The sequence below is a fragment of the Vibrio sp. SCSIO 43153 genome, assembly GCF_023716625.1.
GTDB classification, from domain to species: domain Bacteria; phylum Pseudomonadota; class Gammaproteobacteria; order Enterobacterales; family Vibrionaceae; genus Vibrio; species Vibrio rotiferianus.
On sequence record NZ_CP071855.1, the window covers coordinates 1,332,451 to 1,352,937 of the forward strand.

Annotated in this window: 18 protein-coding genes; 16 read left to right on the forward strand and 2 right to left on the reverse strand. The window is 44.5% G+C overall.

Annotated features, from left to right (window positions below):
* Positions 1-355: 355 nt before the first annotated feature.
* Entirely contained in the window at positions 356-1,063 is a 708-nt protein-coding gene (gene ubiG, locus J4N37_RS06075) for a bifunctional 2-polyprenyl-6-hydroxyphenol methylase/3-demethylubiquinol 3-O-methyltransferase UbiG (RefSeq protein ID WP_010447571.1), read from the reverse strand.
* 309 nt (positions 1,064-1,372) lie between these two features.
* Here ubiG and gyrA point away from each other — a divergent pair, with 309 nt between their 5' ends.
* The 3 genes from gyrA to J4N37_RS06090 all read left to right on the forward strand — a co-directional run bounded on the left by gyrA (position 1,373) and on the right by J4N37_RS06090 (position 5,353).
* On the forward strand, positions 1,373-4,012 hold the full coding sequence (gyrA, locus tag J4N37_RS06080; RefSeq protein WP_252041908.1) for a DNA gyrase subunit A: 2,640 nt from the start codon (positions 1,373-1,375) through the stop codon (positions 4,010-4,012).
* A 121-nt stretch (positions 4,013-4,133) separates the two neighbouring features.
* The gene (locus tag J4N37_RS06085) at positions 4,134-4,757 is read left to right on the forward strand and encodes a TPR domain-containing protein (protein WP_252041909.1); all 624 of its coding nucleotides are present in this window, start codon (positions 4,134-4,136) and stop codon (positions 4,755-4,757) included.
* Between the two features lie 41 nt (positions 4,758-4,798).
* Entirely contained in the window at positions 4,799-5,353 is a 555-nt protein-coding gene (locus J4N37_RS06090; RefSeq protein WP_252041911.1) for a hypothetical protein, read from the forward strand.
* 122 nt (positions 5,354-5,475) lie between these two features.
* Here J4N37_RS06090 and nrfA read toward each other — a convergent pair whose 3' ends face one another.
* Positions 5,476-6,903: an ammonia-forming nitrite reductase cytochrome c552 subunit gene (nrfA, locus tag J4N37_RS06095; RefSeq protein WP_252041912.1), complete on the reverse strand. Its 1,428-nt coding sequence runs from the start codon at positions 6,901-6,903 to the stop codon at positions 5,476-5,478.
* A 451-nt stretch (positions 6,904-7,354) separates the two neighbouring features.
* On the opposite strand from nrfA, the gene nrfB reads away from it, so the two are divergent.
* The 13 genes from nrfB (at position 7,355) to J4N37_RS06160 (ending at position 20,400) form a co-directional block, all read left to right on the forward strand.
* Positions 7,355-7,957 (forward strand): cytochrome c nitrite reductase pentaheme subunit, encoded by a 603-nt coding sequence (nrfB, locus tag J4N37_RS06100; protein ID WP_071235526.1) that lies wholly within the window; start codon positions 7,355-7,357, stop codon positions 7,955-7,957.
* A 1-nt stretch (position 7,958) separates the two neighbouring features.
* On the forward strand, positions 7,959-8,645 hold the full coding sequence (gene nrfC, locus J4N37_RS06105; RefSeq protein WP_252041913.1) for a cytochrome c nitrite reductase Fe-S protein: 687 nt from the start codon (positions 7,959-7,961) through the stop codon (positions 8,643-8,645).
* Positions 8,642-9,613 carry a cytochrome c nitrite reductase subunit NrfD gene (gene nrfD / locus J4N37_RS06110; RefSeq protein WP_252041914.1) on the forward strand — a complete coding sequence of 324 codons (972 nt, stop codon included), beginning with the start codon at positions 8,642-8,644 and terminating at the stop codon, positions 9,611-9,613. The genes nrfC and nrfD overlap by 4 nt, the downstream gene beginning before the upstream one ends.
* Before the next feature lie 9 nt (positions 9,614-9,622).
* Positions 9,623-11,527 (forward strand): heme lyase CcmF/NrfE family subunit, encoded by a 1,905-nt coding sequence (locus J4N37_RS06115; protein ID WP_010447591.1) that lies wholly within the window; start codon positions 9,623-9,625, stop codon positions 11,525-11,527.
* Entirely contained in the window at positions 11,511-12,038 is a 528-nt protein-coding gene (locus J4N37_RS06120; RefSeq protein ID WP_252042112.1) for a DsbE family thiol:disulfide interchange protein, read from the forward strand. The genes J4N37_RS06115 and J4N37_RS06120 overlap by 17 nt, the downstream gene beginning before the upstream one ends.
* The gene (locus J4N37_RS06125) at positions 12,001-12,432 is read left to right on the forward strand and encodes a cytochrome c-type biogenesis protein CcmH (protein ID WP_252041915.1); all 432 of its coding nucleotides are present in this window, start codon (positions 12,001-12,003) and stop codon (positions 12,430-12,432) included. The genes J4N37_RS06120 and J4N37_RS06125 overlap by 38 nt, the downstream gene beginning before the upstream one ends.
* A gap of 158 nt (positions 12,433-12,590) precedes the next feature.
* A complete protein-coding gene (locus J4N37_RS06130) occupies positions 12,591-12,767 on the forward strand; it encodes a hypothetical protein (protein ID WP_010447597.1) in 177 nt (58 codons plus the stop codon).
* Positions 12,768-13,033: 266 nt separating this feature from the next.
* Positions 13,034-13,681, forward strand: coding sequence for a GTP cyclohydrolase II (locus tag J4N37_RS06135; RefSeq protein ID WP_010447607.1), 648 nt, complete (start codon positions 13,034-13,036; stop codon positions 13,679-13,681).
* A gap of 176 nt (positions 13,682-13,857) precedes the next feature.
* The gene (locus J4N37_RS06140) at positions 13,858-15,120 is read left to right on the forward strand and encodes an imelysin family protein (RefSeq protein WP_252041916.1); all 1,263 of its coding nucleotides are present in this window, start codon (positions 13,858-13,860) and stop codon (positions 15,118-15,120) included.
* Between the two features lie 92 nt (positions 15,121-15,212).
* Positions 15,213-16,595: a di-heme oxidoreductase family protein gene (locus tag J4N37_RS06145; RefSeq protein WP_252041918.1), complete on the forward strand. Its 1,383-nt coding sequence runs from the start codon at positions 15,213-15,215 to the stop codon at positions 16,593-16,595.
* 10 nt (positions 16,596-16,605) lie between these two features.
* On the forward strand, positions 16,606-17,643 hold the full coding sequence (locus J4N37_RS06150) for an imelysin family protein (protein WP_252041919.1): 1,038 nt from the start codon (positions 16,606-16,608) through the stop codon (positions 17,641-17,643).
* On the forward strand, positions 17,624-18,706 hold the full coding sequence (locus tag J4N37_RS06155; protein ID WP_088880973.1) for a DUF1513 domain-containing protein: 1,083 nt from the start codon (positions 17,624-17,626) through the stop codon (positions 18,704-18,706). The genes J4N37_RS06150 and J4N37_RS06155 overlap by 20 nt, the downstream gene beginning before the upstream one ends.
* Before the next feature lie 131 nt (positions 18,707-18,837).
* On the forward strand, positions 18,838-20,400 hold the full coding sequence (locus J4N37_RS06160; protein ID WP_503048323.1) for a L,D-transpeptidase family protein: 1,563 nt from the start codon (positions 18,838-18,840) through the stop codon (positions 20,398-20,400).
* Positions 20,401-20,487: the final 87 nt, after the last annotated feature.

Here is a 20,487-nt window from a genome sequence, read left to right on the forward strand (position 1 = left end):
GGTTACAAGATAGTGCTATTGCCCCAATTTTTCAAGGCACAGGCAGGGGATGACTTGTGGATAACTATGAGAACGAAAAAAATCAGTAAGTGAACACTAACCGATGAGAAAAGGGGGAGATTGATTGGAGAAAATTGCAGTTTTCAGATCGGTTTACAAATAACCGCATGTAAAAATATTTTCCTTGATCTTTGACAGTTTTTGTTTGTTAAAAATAGATTGGTTAAAATGGAATCTAGTGCACGAAAAATGTACCAACAGAAACTAAAAAAGGCAGTAAACCTATGCTACTGCCTCTCTAACGAACCCTTCTTTTATAGGCTCATTTGGTTGATGTGATTGCTATGTAATCAGACTAGTATTTTTGAGTATGGACAATGTAGTTTACATCGACATTACGGCCTAGTTTGTAGCTGTCGTTAAGAGGATTGTAGTGCAAGCCAGTGATACCCATTTCGGTTAGGTCTGTTTGGTCAATCATCTTCATCATTTCTGCTGGTTTGATGAATTTCTCGTGGTCGTGAGTGCCTTCCGGAACTATTTTCAATAGCTTCTCTGCGCCAACAATGGCAAATAGGTATGACTTGATATTGCGGTTTAGTGTAGAGAAGAAGACATGGCCGCCAGGTTTGACCAACGCTGCACAAGAACGAATCACAGAGAGTGGGTCAGGGACGTGTTCAAGCATCTCCATACAAGTCACGACATCGTAAGTCCCGGCATTTTCCGCTGCGTGGTCTTCGATGGTGCTTTGGATGTAAGTCAGCTTAGTTCCTGTCTCTAGTGCGTGCAGGCGAGCGACTTCTAAAGGTTCCTTACCCATATCTAGGCCAGTTACCACTGCACCTTCTTTTGCCATGCTTTCTGCAAGAATACCGCCACCACAGCCCACATCGAGCACTTTTTTGCCAAATAAACCGTCGGCTTTCTCCAGGACATAGTTCAAGCGAAGCGGGTTAATTTGGTGAAGTGGTTTGAACTCGCCTTCTAAATCCCACCAACGAGAAGCCATCTCCTCGAATTTCTTAATTTCACTTGGATCGACGTTTTGTGCTTTTGTCATGATAGTAATATCGCTTCGCTAATAGTCCTTTGGAAGGCGCGATTATACTCCAATGGTACGATACGTTAAAACTGCTTCTTTTCTCACAATCGCAATAGGGGACATTTTTGAACGATATTGGTGGAAATATAGTCAGTTTTCAGAAAGATATGGGATGAATGTGCAAATTCTCTTCATTTAACCCATAACCAAGCTCACAACCTGATAAAAGGAGCGGGAAAGTGATGCCCCGTTGATGAATTGTGTGTTATATTTTTGCACCTTACACGTATCGTAATTACGATCAGATAATAGAGGGATAATGGCTCTATGAGCGATTTAGCTAAAGAGATCACGCCCGTAAACATTGAAGATGAGCTTAGAGGTTCATACCTAGACTACGCGATGTCAGTAATCGTGGGTCGTGCTCTTCCAGATGTGCGTGATGGCCTAAAACCAGTACACCGCCGCGTTTTATTCGCGATGAACGTACTAGGCAACGATTGGAACAAACCATATAAAAAATCAGCCCGTGTTGTTGGCGACGTAATCGGTAAATATCACCCACACGGTGATAGCGCTGTGTACGACACAATCGTACGTATGGCTCAGCCGTTCTCACTTCGTTACATGCTGGTCGATGGTCAAGGTAACTTTGGCTCGATCGATGGCGACTCTGCTGCGGCAATGCGTTATACCGAAGTACGTATGGCGAAAATTGCCCACGAACTTCTGGCTGACCTAGATAAAGAAACCGTGGACTACGTACCTAACTATGATGGTACGGAGCAAATCCCAGCGGTTCTTCCAACTAAAATTCCTAACCTATTGGTAAACGGTGCCTCTGGTATCGCGGTAGGTATGGCAACCAACATCCCACCGCACAACCTTGGCGAAGTGATCGATGGCTGTCTTGCATTCATCAATAATGAAGAAATCACGATTGATGAACTAATGGATTACATTCCTGGTCCTGATTTCCCTACGGCAGCGCTAATCAGCGGTCGTAAAGGCATCGTAGACGCGTACAAAACTGGTCGCGGCAAGATCTACATGCGTTCAAAAGCGGAAATCGAAGTGGAGAAGAATGGTAAAGAAACCATCATCGTCACTGAAATCCCTTATCAGGTAAACAAAGCTCGCTTGATCGAAAAGATCGCTGAGCTAGTTAAAGATAAGAAAGTAGAAGGCATCAGTGCGCTACGTGACGAGTCTGATAAAGACGGTATGCGTATCGTAATTGAATGTAAGCGCGACGCTGTGGGTGAAGTGGTTCTAAACAACCTTTACGCACAAACTCAGCTTCAAACGACTTTCGGTATCAACATGGTTGCGCTAAACAACGGCCAGCCACAGCTATTCAACCTAAAAGACATGTTGAAGTGCTTCGTTGACCACCGTCGTGAAGTTGTCACTCGTCGTACTATCTTCGAACTACGTAAAGCTCGTGAACGTGCACATATCCTTGAAGGTTTGGCGCTTGCACTAGCGAACATCGATGAAATCATCGAACTTATTCGTAAAGCTCCAACACCTGCAGAAGCGAAAGCTGGCCTTGTAGCGCGTGGTTGGGACCTTGGCAACGTAGCGGCAATGCTAGAGCGTGCAGGCACCGATGCTGCTCGTCCAGAATGGCTAGAAGAGCAATACGGCATCCGTGACGGCCAGTACTTCCTGACTGAAACTCAAGCACAAGCTATCCTAGACCTACGTCTACACAAGCTAACTGGTCTTGAGCACGAGAAGATTCTTGACGAATACAAAGCACTTCTAGATGAAATCGCAGAGCTAATGCACATTCTTGCAAGCACTGAGCGTTTGATGGAAGTGATCCGTGAAGAGCTTGAAGCGGTTCGCGATGGTTTCGGCGATGCACGTCGTACAGAAATCACAGCAGCTAGCCATGACATTGACATGGAAGAGCTGATCGCTCGTGAAGACGTAGTAGTAACTCTGTCTCACGAAGGTTACGTTAAGTACCAAATTCTAAGCGACTACGAAGCTCAGCGTCGTGGTGGTAAAGGTAAGAGTGCAACGAAGATGAAAGATGAAGACTTTATCGAACGTCTACTTGTTGCAAATACTCACGATAACATTCTATGTTTCTCAACTCGTGGTAAGACTTACCGTCTGAAAGTTTACCAATTGCCTCATGCAACTCGTACTGCACGTGGTAAGCCAATCGTAAACATCCTTCCGCTAGAGGAAGGCGAACGTATCACCGCAATTCTTCCAGTTGATGAATTCTCACCAGAGAAATTTATTTTCATGGCGACAGGCGATGGTACGGTTAAGAAGACCCCACTGAACCAGTTTGCAAACGTACGTTCAAACGGCCTAATCGCTGTGAACCTACGTGATGATGACTCACTAATTGGCGTTGATATCACAAACGGCGATAGCGACATCATGCTGTTCTCTAAAGCAGGTAAAGTGGTTCGCTTCAGCGAAGACAAAGTACGTGCAATGGGTCGTACAGCGGCGGGTGTTCGCGGTATGAAACTAGCAGACGAAGACCAAGTTGTTTCTCTAATCGTTCCGTCTAACGAAGGCGATATCCTAACGGTTACACAAAACGGCTACGGTAAGCGTACTGAACTAGCGGAATACCCAACGAAAGGTCGTGCAACTCAGGGCGTTGTGTCTATCAAGGTTTCTGAGCGTAACGGTCCAGTTGTTGGCGCAGTACAAGTAGAAGAAGGCGACGAGATGATGATGATCACCGACGCTGGTACTCTAGTTCGTACTCGTGTAGCTGAAGTAAGCCAAGTAGGTCGTAACACTCAAGGTGTAACGCTGATCCGTACAGCAGAAGATGAGTCAGTAGTTGGTCTACAACGCATTGACGAAGTTGAAGAAGTAGAATTACCTGAGGGTGAAGAAGCGGAAGCAACAGAAGCAAATGTAGAAGGTCAAGCGCCTGAAGCACCTGCAGCGGATGACGCAGCTGAAGGTTCTGAAGAAGAATAATCTTCTCAGTCACTGCTAAATTTAAAAGCCGAGCATTATGCTCGGCTTTTTTGTACTTGTATCAACGCAATGAAGGCTCTAAACCAGTAGACTGAAACTCTCTTGTTTTATGGAATGCACTATGTCGGTTTGGTTTTTTGTCGCCATCACTTTGATGGGTTTATTCATTGTGGCTTTGTCACTGAGCGCCGCCAAAGTAAAGCCAGCGCAATGGTTTAGCTTCTGCACGTTGGTGCTCGTGCTGACGAGTGCTAGCTTTTTACTTTTTCGTCAATCTGCTCCTCAACCAATACAAGCCGAAGCATCGCGGATGATGACTGCTCATGACATCATTGAGGAAATCCAAGACCAATTGCGTGAAGACCCAAATAATGCTGAGCTATGGTTTCAGTTGGGGCAGGGATATCTGGTCGAAGGAGAGCTTGATGGAGCACTGATTTGCTTCGATTATGCCATTCAGTTGACAGACCCGGTCAATGCGACTCAACTTGCCGCTAAAGCAACCACCCTGTATTACATCCATAAACAATCGATGACGAGCGAAGTCAGTTTATTGCTTGAACAAGCGTTGCAGTTAGAGCCTCATAATGAAGCGGCCTTGTCTTTGATCGCAAATGATCATTTTTTGTCATTCCGTTTTCAGGAGGCGATTGATGCTTGGGTACTATTACTAGATTCTAACGATCCCAACTTAGATAGAGTGCAAATTATTAACTCTATCAACCAAGCGAAAGAGCTGTTGTAGACGTAGATTTTAATAAGCAGTAGACGAAAGGTAGGCGACGAATGAAGAATAAAGCGTTAGGCATTTTGGTGGTGCTGTGCGGCTCCGTACTGGCAGGCTGTACTTCTTCCGAACATTCTGGCTCCTCATCTACGGTTTATTACTCTTCCGGTTACTACGATCCATGGTGGTATGATCATGACGATTACTGGATCTACTATTATCCGGGTTGTTGTGACAATGATGATGAATACAAAGAGAAATTGGAAGAGTGGTGGAATGGCTTGGATGAAGACCAACAGCAATCCATCAAAGACAAAGTTGAAGATTGGAAGGATGATGATATGTCCACCAACATTGACAACATGAAACGCCAGCTTGACGACCATTGGCAATCTCTACCTGAAGAGCAGAAGCAGGAGATTCAAACCAAGTGGGAGAATCGTCCAGAGCGAAGCGAGCCCGCAGCTTTACAAGACAAAGCATTGAAAGAAAAGGCGCAACAAAGAAAAGCACTGCCAGAGACGAAGATTCAGCGTCCTGCGGAAAGACCTAATGTGCAAATGCCTAAAACGCGCCCAAATATTCAGTCTAGGCCGAGACTTCCTCGTCGTTAGCACATTCGATTTTTGTCTCTCGATAGAATCGAGAACGAAGAAATAAAGATAACAAAGAAATAAAGAAAGGGGCGTCCAGTACGCCCCTTGTTGTATCTATAGATTAACCTCTGTTTGTTAGACTAATACGTGGCTTCGCGTTCAGCAGCTGCCTTATCCCACTCTGGTGCTACCGTTTCTAGGAAGTGTTTCTTATCTGAGTTCATTTTCTCCATATCCATTCCTAGTGCTTGTTGTGCCTTAGCTTTGGTCGAGATATCAGGGATTTGTACTGGTTCAGTAATGCCTTTGGTTGCAAGTAAACGAACCAGCTTAGTGCGTGCGTCCGCCGCACGGTCAACCGCAGTGCCTAACACCTCAAGCGCAACTTCAGGCGCGTGCATGTGGACACCATGAGACGCAATAGCGTAGTCCCAACGCCATTGTGCATGGCGGATATCTTGCAGGATCGGCTGCATTTCATCTTCGGTTGCGCCGGCTTTCCATGCTGCACCCGCTTCAAAGTGCGCTGCTACGATTTGCTTCTCGGCTGTTAGCTTCATGTTCAGTACTTGAGCTTTACGCGTTGAAACGATGCCTTGTAGCTGCTCTTTGGTTTGGGTATGACATTGTGCACAAGTGTCTTCGAAGCGATCAAACGGATTGCCCACTTTGTGGTCGGTGTAAACGGTGCCGTCTTCTTTAGTTACTTTTGGCATGTGGCAGTCCACACATACGACTTTATTCTTGCCGTGGATGCCATCACGCCATGTTTCGTAACCTGGGTGCTGTGCTTTCAACATTGGTGCCTTCGATACTGCGTGTGTCCAATCTTTGAAGTTCAATGCATCGTAGTACTGCTCCATATCGTTCACAGTGGTCCCCATATCCCATGGGAATTTCACGGCTTTGGTTGGACCGGTAAAGTAGTATTCAACGTGGCACTGCGCGCAAACAGACGCTTGTTGATCTAGGCGAGATTGCTCATCAAACTTTTTGCCGATGGCATCGAAAGCGCGTTCTACATAAGGGCGAGTTATTGCCAGCGCTGGTTCACCGTTCTTAAACTCATCAGAGCGAGTGTCGTGACAGTCTGAACAACCAATAGGGTTAACGATCTCCGATCCTAAGCGTGCCCATTTGCCTTCGAAGTAGCCATCTTCACCGCGTTCATCAATTACGCGAGCCACATCTGGGCTTTTACAGCTCCAACACGCCATCGGCATAGGTCCGGATTTTTCGTCTGTCGGTGCGCCGGTACGTAAGGTTTGGCGAACATCATCCAATGCGTAGAAGTGACCGCGGGCTTTATTGTAATCTTTCGCAAAGCCATAGCCTGCCCATAGAATCACCATGTTTGGGTCTTCACTTAAGGCATCTTCAATATGTTCACTTTCTGATGTTGCTTTCCAAGAATGATATTGGTCAGGGTGGTTTTGTTCAAAGGCATCGTTGCGTGGATCGACGAGTCCTTTATCTTCCGCTGCCATAGGAGCGCCTACCAAAAATAATTGGCTGGCGAATAAGGTCGCAACCGTGATGGGTGCGCTCATCCAGTGTTTTATGCTCACGGTGTTATCTCCATATTTGTTTTTATAAGCAGCGTTGTGAGGAGCTATTCCAAATAAGAACCGGAGATCTAAGATTAATAATATGGCTTAATCAAATAGATGAAATAGTGAGCGATACTTGTCTTGTTTTAGATCAATTTACGCCAGTGATCTCAGTCATGTTTATATTTATATACCCCTAAAGTGGTATGGTGTAACTTGTTGTGTGCTAAGGTTTTAGCTTTCTGTCTGTTTAAAAAATAGGGTGATTAAGCTCGCTTTTTGAGCGGTTGTTTCTACCCCTTATGGAGAATAGGGGTATTATAAATATAGGTTTAGCGTTGTGGCTTTCCGAAATAAGAATTGATGTCATTTGAAGGTTTGTAAAAATATCTTCAGAGGAAATTAATTGTCGCTCAAATAAATAATTGAGAATGGTTATCAATTATTATCGAGCTAAGGAAAGAAAAATATGGGCAATATAAAATTGACCATAGAGACAATGCTGAAATTTCTCTTCATCTTTGCCTTCTATGGTTTTTCCATCGCCGCCCATGCGACTTCTTCAGAGTCAGTTGAAGGTGCTCAGGCCGAGCGTCATCAAGTCGAACTGATCCGAGACCGAGACTATAAATGTCTTCAATGTCATAAGGACGCCAAAGACACTCTGAATCTATCGCATGATCCACAAGCGTTATTGAGCCAAGGAAAGCAACTTAATTGCACCAACTGCCACAGCAATATTGGTCCTGACCACCGTGAAGGGGCGCCGGATGTTATTAAGTTTTCTGCTGCGCAATCAAAAGCAGTGCACGATAAGGTGTTCCTCGATCCGAGTTTGATCCTCAAAGCTAATAGTCAGTGCGTGGATTGCCATGCGCCTACTGAGCTAAGAGAAAGCCACTGGACGCACGATGTTCATGCAAAGAATCTTACTTGCTCAAATTGTCATGATGTTCACGCTGCAAAAACCAAAGCACTGTCTTACGACAGAAAACAGCTGATCAAGCAATGTGTCGATTGTCACTCTGAATTTGCCGTCGAACCTGAACTTGCAAAAGAAGAGGAGAGATAGCATGAAATGTTCTAGAAGAAACTTCCTAGCCGGCAGCGGCGCTTTGATATTGACCACTGGCGTTGCAGGCACTTCCGTTGTTAGCTCCTCTCTTTATGCCAGCGATAGTGAGCAAGCAAAGCGTATGGGGATGGTTCACGATGAGAATGCCTGCATTGGTTGTACCGCTTGTACTGATGCTTGCCGTGAAGTGAATAACGTTCCTGAAGGCGTTACCCGTCTTAAAATTCATCGTAGTGAGCCGATTGGGGAGTTCCCTGATGTGGAATACCAGTTCACTCGAGACTCTTGCCAGCACTGTGATAATCCGCCTTGTGTATACGTTTGTCCAACTGGCGCTGCGTATAAAGACGAAGCAACTGGTATCGTCGATGTGCACAAAGAAAAATGTGTTGGTTGTGGTTACTGCTTAGCTGCGTGCCCTTATCAAGTCCGCTTCTTTAACCCGGTCGATCACTCTGCGGATAAATGTAATTTCTGTCGTGATACCAATTTAGCGCAAGGTAAACAGCCGGCATGCGTGGAATCTTGCCCGACGAAAGCACTGATATTTGGCGATTTAAACGATCCTACAAGTGAAGTGAGCAAAGCGATAGAAAGCAACGTTGTGTACCGTGATAAATCGCATTTAGGTACACAGCCTAAGCTGTACAAAATTCCACATAGCAAAGGGGAGGTGTCATCATGAACGGCTTCGAGAGTGCTTTCCACTTTGACTCGTTAGTTTGGGATTGGATCATCGCAATATATCTGTTCTTAGCGGGTATGTCCGCGGGGGCGGTAATGATATCCATCTATTTGAAACGCAAGGTTATCGAGGGTGACCCAGCAAACAATGGCATCATGAAAGCGATGGCTTGGTTAGCACCGTTTGGCATCATTGCTGGTCTAGTTATTTTGATTTTCCACTTAACTAAACCGCTAGAGTTTTGGAAGATCATGATTTACTACAATCCGACTTCCGTGATGTCTATGGGCGTTATCTTGTTCCAAGTGTACATGATCGTACTATTTGTTTGGATTGGTGTGATTTTCCGTCACCAAATCATCAATTTCTGCGAAGGCAAGTTGCCAGGCAAGTTGCTCGATTTTGTTGATGATCTCCTGATCAAGTTCGGTAAAGGTAACAACGCGATAGAACTCTTTCTGGGATTCTTAGCGATAGTTTTAGCCGCGTATACCGGCTTCCTGTTATCGGCATTGAAGACTTACCCAATGTTGAATAACCCAGTACTGCCTATTTTGTTCTTGTTCTCTAGCTTATCTTCAGGAGCGGCGGCGTGTTTGATGTTTGGCATCTTGGTTTTCAAAGAGTCAACTAGTAGCCCAAGTGTGTCTTGGGTTCACGGATTTGAACGCCCAGTTGTATTGTTTGAGCTGTTTGTCTTGGTGACCTTCTTCACAGGTCTGATCTTTAGTGGCGGTCAGAATGAGGTTGCCGCTTGGAATGCGATATCTAACGGTTTCTGGGCGCAATGGTTCTGGGTTGGAGTCGTGCTCATCGGTATGCTCACACCGTTAACGCTGAACTGGTTAACGCCTTCTGAAGTTCGCCACAAGGGAAGCTACGTGTTTGTGGTGACGACGTTAAGCCTGGTTGGTGTATTGATGCTACGCACGTTCATTCTCTATGCCGGTCAGATGACTATAGTATAGGGAGGTGTAATGGAGGCTGAACTGGGGTTATTTTTACTCATCCTGGTGTCGATTGGCTCTACGTGTGCGGCGGTTTTGTATTGGATTCGTCGCGCAATTGGCAAAACGGTGGCGCTACCGCACCAAACTGCAACGTCATACATCATCAGTTTGGCCTCTTTCATTTGCTTATCGCTTTTGATTGTCTGTTTTGTTCAAGATAATTTCGCGCTTGAGTATGTGGTTACTCATTCCAATAGCCAGCTGCCTGTCGCATTCAAGGTGGCGGCTACTTGGGGAGGGCACCAAGGTTCGATGTTATTTTGGGTGGTGACACTCAGCATGTGGGCGTCATTGATCGCTTTTAAATCACCTGTTAATGCTCAATATACTGGTGATTGCCTAGGAATCATGAACGTTCTTATTGCGATCTTTGCATGGTTTACGCTTGCCACATCAAATCCATTTGAATATGCCCAAAGTTTCGCTCTGGAAGGACGTGACCTCAATCCTATGTTGCAGGATGTTGGGCTTATTATTCACCCGCCTTTACTTTACCTAGGTTACGTTGGTTACTCTGCAGTATTGGCTCTTGCGCTTGCTGCTTTGTTTGGAAGGCAACCACACCATGAGTGGTATGCATTTGTTCGAGGCATTGCCTATTTCGCTTGGGGTACGTTAACGGCGGGCATTTTAGTTGGCTCGTGGTGGGCTTATAACGAATTAGGTTGGGGGGGCTGGTGGTTTTGGGACCCGGTAGAAAATGCGTCTTTGATGCCTTGGCTAGTTGGCACAGCCTTACTCCATAGCATACATTTGTCAGCAAGGAATAAAGGGGCGATTTGGAGCACTTACGCATTAGCGTTTAGTACGTTTAGCCTCAGTGTATTGGGTACTTTTGTTGTCAGAAGCGGAGTTTTAACATCTGTCCACGCATTCGCTGTTGATCCAACTAAGGGATTGGCATTGCTGTGCGTATTGGTGATTATTGTCTTTGTCACTTTTGGGTCATTGATATATCGAGGTCAGCAGATTCCTCAATCGAACATTGATACCATTTTTAGTCGAGCTTATTTATGTTACATGGCGATAGGCTTGTTAGTCATTGCTACTGCTATCGTGTTTCTTGGTACGTTTTATCCGATGATATACCAAGTATTGGGGGCTGGTAGTATTTCAGTCGGACCACCATATTTTAACTCACTTATCTATCCATTATTTGTTTTTAGTCTTGTTGTACTGGCTTGTTCCACGTTTTGTTCATGGCAACATTCTCGGGCAGGTAAGGACCTGAAAGTACTATGGTTGATTGCTTCTTTGAGTGTCATTACAGCCAGCATTGTAGCAATTATGGTTAACACGGGCTTGATGCTAGGTGTAATTTTTGCGTTGGCAATTTACGTCGTTTCTAGTCATGCATTTCAGTGGGTAAGAAGTGGTGCGAAGATTAGCACTGCACCTAAACTTTTTGCCCACATTGGTTTTGTCATTGCTGGAGTAGGGGCGATAGTAAATGCCTCCTACTCTTATGAATTTAGCTACCGCATGTCTCCAAACTCTCAGCATCAGTTCCAAAACGTATCTCTCGAATATGTGGATACTCACTGGAAGGTTGGGCCGAACTATACTTCGGAAATAGCAGAGATACGCCTTAGCACAACGGAACAACACAGCTTCACTCTGCTCCCAGAGAGAAGGCATTATTCAGTACGAGTTATGAATATGACGGAGCCTGCCATTAAGTCTTTTTGGCATGGTGACTACTATATTACACTTGGGGAAAAGCTGTCAGAGCAATCTTATGCGGTGAAAGTGCAGTACAGAGCCGCAATTTGGTGGATATGGTGTGGCGGTATCGTTGCACTAATAAGTATGTTATCAGCCTTACTGCCTAAAAGATCTTGGAGTCGAGTCAGTGATGAATCCTTCGCATAAACTAGCTATTCTAGCGGGAGCTATTGCGGTATTTTCGGTAACCAGTTACCTGTCTTTAGCTGATCGTCCAAACGTCGAGACAACGAAAAATCGGGTGGTCTATGTTCCAAATTTTCAGGCTGACAGCTTAGCGACAACGGACGTACTTACGGAAAAGCTGTTTGCAGAGCATGATTTGCAAATTTTAAACGTCTGGGCGTCTTGGTGCGGTGTCTGTAAACGTGAGCATGATGAATTGTTGAGTTTATCGCTAGCTGGTGTACCAATAATAGGTTTGAACTATAGAGATCAAAGCCATGCAGCTCAAGAATACTTGGCTCGGGAGGGTAACCCATATGCCAAGGTGATATTTGATCCCAAAGGTGAACTAGGGATCGATTTAGGTATAATCGGAACGCCGGAAACGTACCTAATTGATCAAGAGGGGCAGATTTTGATCAAATATCGTGGTGAAATTAATAAGGATAAATGGAATGCTATTTTCTCTAAGTTCTTTGATATCTCGATATAATTTATCTTTTGTATTATCTTTATTATTCGCCTTACTCCCATTAAATGCGTACGCTATTCAGGATGATCAAAATGTTGATCTTTTTGAATTTAAATCAGTTGAAATGCAACAGCGTGCAATTACTTTGGCTAAGTCTCTTCGTTGCCCTCAATGTCAAAATCAAAACCTAGTCGAGTCGAATGCCTATACTGCGAAAGCGCTACGGCTGAAGGTCTACGAGATGGTGAATGAGGGATATACAGATAAAGAGATCAAGCAATACTTAGTTGATCGATATGGAAATATTGTCCTGTATGATCCGCCATTTAACCTCTCAACGGCATTATTATGGATCTTTCCAGGGCTATTTATGATCCTTTTTCTAATTATTTCGATCAAAAAACTCAAGCGTTAATAGTGTGATAATTGTTCCACTATTTAAAATTAATTGTGCATATAACAGGCAAGATGTTATCATTTTCAAGAATTTCAGATTAATTCAGTGAATAGCGAACTAAATAAAAAGATGAGCTAACGCGTATTTCGATAACGTATTATATGTAGGTGTTTGCAGTGGATTCAGTAATATCGCAATTAAAAAAGGACTTTTACTCGCAGATTCGAGCATTGCAATCACCGAAGCTGCCGCAAGTCACATCAACGCTAGCCGTTTTAAGTGATGAAGAGCTTCAAGAGCTCGAAAATGTCTGGATTGAGCTTGTTGTGTGGAAGAACAAGCAAACTCACTAAGTTACTATACAGCCAGTTTTATATAAAAAACCCCAGCCTTTGCGGACTGGGGTTTTTTATTGTACTTATTTTAAAATGTTATATTATAACATTTGTCAGCTGGGTAATGCTGTATGATTAACTAGGTACTAAAAGTGTTCTAAAAAGAATCAACCATAACTGGTTAGTTTGATTACCCTTTAAGTGAAGCAGTTGCATTCAAAGTGATCTTAAGATTGAAAAATCAGGTATCAATCCCCATAGTCTGTGATTGAGAGAGATTTCTTATGAATGCAATTACAAAAGTGCATCAAGCAATACATCAAGTGAGTATAGATATGGCGGAAGTTCGTGCCAGAGTAGATTTTAAAGTCGGGGCAAAAAGTAACATTGAAGCTGAGATTCTGTCCTTCCACGGATTGAAAACAGACAAAGAACACGTTGCAGTAATTTTCAAGCATGCAGACCAAACGCAAGACACACCGTTAGTCAGAATGCACTCTGAGTGTTTGACTGGTGACGTATTCCATTCTTCACGCTGTGACTGTGGTGAGCAACTGGAAGAGACCATTAACCGTATGGGTGAATCAGGTGGGATCATTCTATATCTTCGCCAAGAAGGTCGTGGCATTGGCCTATACAATAAGATCGATGCGTATCGTCTACAAAGCCAAGGCATGAATACTTATGAAGCCAACAACCACCTAGGCTTTGATGATGACTTGCGTGACTTTACGGAAGCTGCACAAATGTTAGAAGCATTAGGTGTGAATAAGATCCGCCTTGTGACAAATAACCCTAAGAAGATCCGTGAATTATCTGAGTATGGGATAGAAATCGCTGAAGTTGTCAATACTTCTGCACATATCAAAGATGGCAACGAAAATTATTTGAAAGCCAAGGTGTCCCACGGTAAGCACCATCTAAAGGTTTAATCTTAAAGATAAATCTAACAACAAAGATTGTTAAAAGCCTCATATTTGTGAGGCTTTTTTTGTATCTGGAGTTGCAAATAAATTGTAAATTTGTATTATCTCGGGACTAAAAGTGCAAATAAGAATAATTAGCACTACCAATACGATAATTAAAATGCTCAACAAGGATGCTTCAGATGAATGCAAAAACAGTTTTAGTCCAGTCTATTGCTGCATCACTTCTCATTGCCAGTGGTTCTACGGTTGCTGCTACAGTAACTAAACAACAAGTTGTCGAACATTATGCAGATGTTGCTCACGCGGTATTTTCTGATTCTGTGACAACAGCAAAAGCCCTCGATGTAAAAATTGACGAATTCCTTAAATCTCCATCCGCAGCAAAGCTTGAAGAAGTAAAACAAGCTTGGCTAGATTCTCGCGTACCATACCAACAGTCTGAAGTTTTCCGCTTTGGTAACGCGGTCGTTGACGATTGGGAAGGTCAGCTAAATGCGTGGCCACTTGATGAGGGCCTAATTGATTACGTTGCAACTGATTACCAATATGAACTAGGTAATGAAGGTGCTTCCGCTAACATCATTGCGAATACAAGTCTCCAGATTGGCGCGTCGAAGCTAGATGTCGCTAAAATCACACCAGAATTGCTAGCAGATCTAAACGAAGTAGGTGGTTCTGAAGCAAACGTTGCTTCGGGTTACCATGCGATTGAGTTCTTACTTTGGGGGCAAGATCTTAACGGTACTAATGCAGGTGCAGGTCAACGAGCTTACACTGACTTCGTTGTAGGTTCTGAGTGTACTAATGGCAACTGTGAGCGTCGTGGTGAGTACTTAAAAGCAGCAGCTGATCTACTGGTTCAAGACCTCGAGTGGATGGAAAAGCAGTGGTCTGCAGACGTGAAAGGTAACTACCGTGAAGAGCTTCTTAATGGCTCGGCAGACAACGGTCTTCGTAAGATGCTATTCGGTATGGGCTCTCTTTCTCTGGGTGAGCTAGCTGGTGAGCGCATGAAAGTTGCACTAGAAGCAAACTCGACAGAAGACGAACACGATTGTTTCTCAGACAACACTCATAATTCTCATTACTACAACGAGCAGGGCATTTATAACGTTTACACCGGCCTATACAAGCGTGAAGATGGAACATTGCTATCTGGTCCAAGCATTGCGGATCTTGTTGCTCAAAGAGACAAAAAAGCAGCAAAAGAAATCCAGAAGCAGTTTGATGTTACTCGCAGCCAAGTAGGTGAGCTAGTGACTTCTGCTGAGAAGAACAACCAGCACTTCGATCAGCTAATTGCGGCGGGTAACGCACAAGGCAACGCGTTAGTAAACGACACCATCATGTCGTTGGTAGCCCAAACCGGTGCGATTGAGCGAGCGGCAAACATTGTCGGCATCGATAGCCTAAGCCCTGATACTGCTGACCACGAGTTTTAATAAGAAAACCATAATAAATAAGGGCTCTTTGTGAGCCCTTTTAACGTTTGAGCTCGTTGTTATCACCCTTGTTGTATATGTAGAGCAATGATATGAAGCCATACCTAATTTCAGCGCTAGCCGCGATCCTTTCTTCTTCTGCCATGGCTTACGATGTTAAGTCTGGTGGCAAAACCAGTGTTAAAAAAGATGGCGCGAATGCCTATTCTCTTCCTGCTGCCAATCTACCAATGAGTAAGCGTCTTGATTTCAGCGTGGGCAACAGTTTTTTCCGTAATCCTTGGGTGCAAGCGCCAGCATCGACAGATGCTCGTGATGGCCTAGGCCCATTGTTCAACACCAATGGCTGTCAGAACTGTCACATCAAAGATGGCCGTGGTCATCCACCAGAAAAAGACGATTTACATGCGGTGTCTATGCTAGTGCGCTTGAGTATCCCCGCAATGACGCCAGAACAAAAGGCAGCGTTCATCAAAGACGGTGGCATACCTGAGCCAACTTATGGTGGCCAGCTTCAAGATTTCGCCCTGCAAGATCAAACCCCAGAGGGGAAAATCGAAATCACTTATACCGATGTGCCAGTGAAATTTAAAGATGGCACGACAGTGACGCTGAGAAAGCCGCACCTAAACATTACCGATTTAGGGTATGGCGACATGCACCCTGACACCGAATTTTCCGCTCGAGTCGCGCCACCAATGATCGGCCTTGGCTTGTTAGAGAGTATTCCCGATGAAACGCTGCTGGCTTGGGCTGATGAACACGATGCCAACAAAGACGGTATCTCAGGCAAAGCAAACAAGGTTTGGGATATTGAGAAGGACGACTTTTCGATTGGTCGTTTTGGCTGGAAAGCCGGACAGCCGACGCTAATGCAACAAAATGCCGCGGCATTCAATGGCGATGTCGGTTTGACGAGCCACTTATTCCCAAATGAAAACTGCACCTCAAAACAAACTATTTGTGATGACATGCCAAATGGTGGAAAGCCAGAAGTAAGCCAAAATATCCTTGATTTCGTTGAGTTTTATAGCCAACACTTAGCGGTGCCAATTCGTCGTAATGTCAATGATCCAGAAGTGAAGCTTGGTCAACAGATCTTTGCATCATCTGGCTGTGAAAGCTGTCATAAGACAAGTGTGAAGACCGCTAAACGACCAGAATTGCCAGCGCTTTCTGAGCAGCTTATCCACCCATACACAGACATGCTTTTACACGATATGGGTGAAGGCTTAGCCGATCACCGTCCGGAATACTTAGCAAACGGGCGTGAATGGCGAACTGCGCCATTATGGGGGATTGGCTACACCGAGGAGGTTAACGGTCATACTTACTTCCTACATGATGGACGTGCGCGCAACCTTATGGAAGCAGTATTGTGGCATGGTGGCGAAGCCGAAACAGCTAAGCAGAATGTCTTGGCACTGAATAAGAAAGAACGTGACGCATTGATTGCGTTTTTGAATTCTCTATAAGGCACATACCATGAAAAAAAGACTGTTAGCGAGTGCTATTGCAGCAACTCTAAGTTTGGTTGGCTGTCAGGCAACAAACGAATTGGCCTCTGCAAAGCCAGAAAAGACAAACCACCTTTCACAAAATGTGTATGAAGTGGAGTTTCAAGCGGCGCAGGCATTTTTAGTTCAAACGACAAATCTTGAGCAGACCTTTAGTGATTACTGTGCGTCAGAGAGCAAAGATTACGCGAAAGTAAAACAGCAATGGCATCAAACTATGCTGGCGTGGATGGCGTTGCAAGGTCAAGAGCGTGGTCCAGCGACGGCATTAGAGCAAAGTTGGAACGTTCAGTTCTGGCCAGATAAAAAGAACACCACAGGCCGTAAGATGTCTGTGCTGACGAAATCCGACCAAGCTTGGAGTGCAGAGGAGATTTCGACGCAAAGCGTAACTGTACAAGGTTTAGGCGCGTTGGAGTGGTTGCTTTATGATAAAGCTTCGACCTTATCTAGCGACAGCAAGACGTGTGCAACAGGTGTTGCGATTGCCGAAAATTTAGATAATAAAGCACAGATCATTGCTGATTCTTGGGCAGAAAACCCGTGGAAATCGTTAGATGTGACAGAGTGGGAGTCTGAGTATATCTCGCTGTTATCTAACCAGCTTGAATACAGCATGAAGAAGCTGAGTCGTCCATTAGCGAAGATTGGCAAACCTCGTCCTTATTTCTCAGAATCGTGGCGTTCAGAGACTTCGTTATCAAACTTAAAAGCGAACCTTGAAGGAATGGAAGCACTCTATTTTGCCAACGGTAACGGTTTGGATGCTCTGTTGAGAGATCAAGGCCATGCAGATTTGGCTGATCGTGTTGCCCATCAGTTTGAAATGGCTTTAGATACATGGCCAGAAGATAAGAGCTTGTTTGTCGCGCTGCAAAGCAAAGAAGGTTATCGTATGGTGCTAGCTCAATACAACAAGCTAGAACAATTGAAGTACTTGATCCACGAAGAAGTGGCGATCGAGCTTGGCGTGGTTATAGGATTTAATGCAACCGATGGTGACTGATCAAACCCGCCGTACCTTACTTAAAGCCGCTCTTTTTGGGGCGGCTACACCTGTTATGCCGTTTGGTTGTGCTTCAACAAACTCACGTGAGCCAGCGCTGATAGGCTGTTCAATCATTGGTCGAGATAAATACGCTGCGGTGGTGGCTGATGAGCATGGTATGCCGATCACTACGTTACCTATTCCTGAGCGTGGTCATGGCGTAGCAACAAACCAGCAGGGGCACGCAGTGGTCTTTGGCCGCAGACCTGGTACGTTCTTTATGGTGTTTGATTATCGCTCAGAGCAAATGATCAAACTGCAACTAGCAAAGTCGAATCGCCATTTCTATGGTCATGGTGTTTACTCACATGATGGCACTTTATTGTTCGCTACCGAAGGCGAAAGGGATACAAGCCGCGGAATAATTGGCGTTTATGATGTGCAAAAGCAATATCAGAAGGTCGATGAGTTAACAGGCTTTGGCCTCGGCCCTCATGAAGTGATCATGATGCCTGATGGCGCGTTAGCGATTGGCGTGGGCGGTGTACACACCAATGGTCGTGAACCACTGAACCTTGAAACGATGAAACCGAGCTTAAGTTATCTTTCACAAGATGGTGCGTTGCTGGATCAGGTTTCTTTGCCGGATCATCAGCTAAGTATTCGTCACTTAGCCCATGATGGGGCAGAAACCGTGCTTTGTGGACAGCAATACCGCGGAGAGCCGGACGAATACCCTGCACTCATTGCCATGCATACTCGTGGTGGTGAGATGCAGGAGCTTCATGCAGAGCCAGAACAATGGGCACGCTTTAACCATTATGTCGCAAGCATTGCGGCGACAGATGAATGGATTTTAGCGACGTCGCCTCCAGGTAGCTGCTACGGGATATGGTCTAAGTCTACTGGTCGACTCGTTGAATTAAATGCGCTGCCTGATGCATCGGGTGTGGTTGTCTACGGTGATGAGTTCCGTGTCAGCTCTGGGGCAGGTAAAGTTGTTGAGCAAAAGCCAATGAAGTCAAACACCTCTACTGCTACTGGCATCCAGTGGGATAACCATTGGTCGAGGATTACGTAATTGGGGGGGCATTAAGAGTCTAATGACACTTCTATCGGAGGTTTTCTGCCTAGATTCTTAATTTTAAACCTGCAAGCCGTGAGATATTTGCCATACTTTTTTTAAGGCAAGTTTTCCGAGGGATCGTGATCGTGTTTGCTAGAATTCTATTAACAACGGCGCTTATGGTGCCGTTTTTCAGCTTTTCTACTGTTGTTTCTCAAAACGCCACTGCTGATACAGAGCAGGCGGGAGCGGTTGCACAACTATCCATTGAGAAAATGATCCATTACCCAGAAGTGATTGATCGGCTCTACCAGAGCACCAGCTATCGCTTAAATTGGGAAAACGAGGATATTGCACAACAATTCTTGTTTCAATTGCAAGTATTGTCTCTTGCTGAGGTTTCTCCAGTATTTCAAGACCAAATCAGACGTGTTGCTTATGTAAAAGAAGAGGGAGATGCTCTTGATTATGATTTAGTCATGACAGATACGCTACTCATGTACCTAAGCTATTTAGAGCAAGTCCAAGAACATGGCTTACAATGGTTGTTTGGCCAAACTGAAGAAGTGTCATTGCCTGAACCTAGCATCGAAGTACTTACCGCTTTAAGCACCGAAATTACCATTGGTAAGTTAGAGCAATTTCTCATCAATTTATCTTCACCGCTGCAATCCGATCCCGCCTTCAATCAATCTTTTTATTCGCTCCAAGACTATGCCAAGCTTGATTACCCGACCTACCAGCAACAAGGTTTAGCGAGAGTCGGTGATGTGCTAGAAAATAAGCCCATACTCCTTGAGCGAATGCAGGTCGTTGGCATCGATGTCGACGATTTACTTTATAGTGGTCCACAATTTGATGAAGAGCTGGAAATGGCCATAAAAGCATTCCAGAAAATTCATGGTCTAAAGCAGGACGGAATTATCGGTCCAAACACAATTCGTTGGGTTAATTTTTCGCCTGAGCAGCGATTGCATTTACTTGCACTTAACTCAGAGCGTTCTCGTTTGTGGGCAAAAGAGCGAGACAATGTCGTGTTTGTTAACGTGCCAGGGTATGAAGTGACATACTGGCATAATGGTGAAGCATTATTTGAGTCTAAAGTCGTTGTAGGCCGAACAACTCGAAAAACACCTATCATGACGGGGACTCTTGATTCTGTCATCCTTAACCCTACATGGAATGTACCTTGGAAGATTATGGTGAAGGACATCATTCCAAAGGTTAAGAAAAACCCAATGTACCTACTTGAGCAAAATATTCAGATAATTCGCTCTTGGGATTCAAGCGAGATCATTGATCCTACGACGATACATTGGGCTTCGGTTAACCCGCGTAGCTTTCCTTATCGGATGAGACAATCTTCTGGGTCTCATAACGCGTTAGGCTTGTATAAGTTTAATATGCCAAACCCTCAGGCTATTTATTTACATGACACGCCGAGCAAAAACTTGTTTCAAGAAGATAGACGTGCTTTCAGTTCGGGTTGTGTAAGAGTAGAAAACGCTGAACAGCTGGCCGAGCTGTTGTTTAAGACCCAAGGCCTTGAAGAACGTCTAGAGAAAAAACGTGAAAGTGGTAGAGAGGCGAATACCTCGGTGCCCCTGAGTGAACGTATCCAGGTACATATTATTTATCAGACAGCTTGGTTAGAAGAAGGCATGCTGTACTATCGAGATGACATTTATCGTTACGATCATCAAGGTTGAAATTCGTTCTCAATTAAAAAAAGTTACAATTCATAAAATTCGTTTGCTGTTCAATAAGTAAACAAAAAATCCAGCCTAAAAGTGACA

Bases quoted from the DNA above. Each gene is read 5' to 3' on its own strand.
- ubiG (WP_010447571.1), bottom strand. From the start codon at position 1,063: ATGACAAAAGCACAAAACGTCGATCCAAGTGAAATTAAGAAATTCGAG.
- gyrA (WP_252041908.1), top strand. From the start codon at position 1,373: ATGAGCGATTTAGCTAAAGAGATCACGCCCGTAAACATTGAAGATGAG.
- J4N37_RS06085 (WP_252041909.1), top strand. From the start codon at position 4,134: ATGTCGGTTTGGTTTTTTGTCGCCATCACTTTGATGGGTTTATTCATT.
- J4N37_RS06090 (WP_252041911.1), top strand. From the start codon at position 4,799: ATGAAGAATAAAGCGTTAGGCATTTTGGTGGTGCTGTGCGGCTCCGTA.
- nrfB (WP_071235526.1), top strand. From the start codon at position 7,355: ATGGGCAATATAAAATTGACCATAGAGACAATGCTGAAATTTCTCTTC.
- nrfC (WP_252041913.1), top strand. From the start codon at position 7,959: ATGAAATGTTCTAGAAGAAACTTCCTAGCCGGCAGCGGCGCTTTGATA.
- nrfD (WP_252041914.1), top strand. From the start codon at position 8,642: ATGAACGGCTTCGAGAGTGCTTTCCACTTTGACTCGTTAGTTTGGGAT.
- J4N37_RS06115 (WP_010447591.1), top strand. From the start codon at position 9,623: ATGGAGGCTGAACTGGGGTTATTTTTACTCATCCTGGTGTCGATTGGC.
- J4N37_RS06120 (WP_252042112.1), top strand. From the start codon at position 11,511: ATGAATCCTTCGCATAAACTAGCTATTCTAGCGGGAGCTATTGCGGTA.
- J4N37_RS06125 (WP_252041915.1), top strand. From the start codon at position 12,001: ATGCTATTTTCTCTAAGTTCTTTGATATCTCGATATAATTTATCTTTT.
- J4N37_RS06135 (WP_010447607.1), top strand. From the start codon at position 13,034: ATGAATGCAATTACAAAAGTGCATCAAGCAATACATCAAGTGAGTATA.
- J4N37_RS06140 (WP_252041916.1), top strand. From the start codon at position 13,858: ATGAATGCAAAAACAGTTTTAGTCCAGTCTATTGCTGCATCACTTCTC.
- J4N37_RS06145 (WP_252041918.1), top strand. From the start codon at position 15,213: ATGAAGCCATACCTAATTTCAGCGCTAGCCGCGATCCTTTCTTCTTCT.
- J4N37_RS06150 (WP_252041919.1), top strand. From the start codon at position 16,606: ATGAAAAAAAGACTGTTAGCGAGTGCTATTGCAGCAACTCTAAGTTTG.
- J4N37_RS06155 (WP_088880973.1), top strand. From the start codon at position 17,624: ATGCAACCGATGGTGACTGATCAAACCCGCCGTACCTTACTTAAAGCC.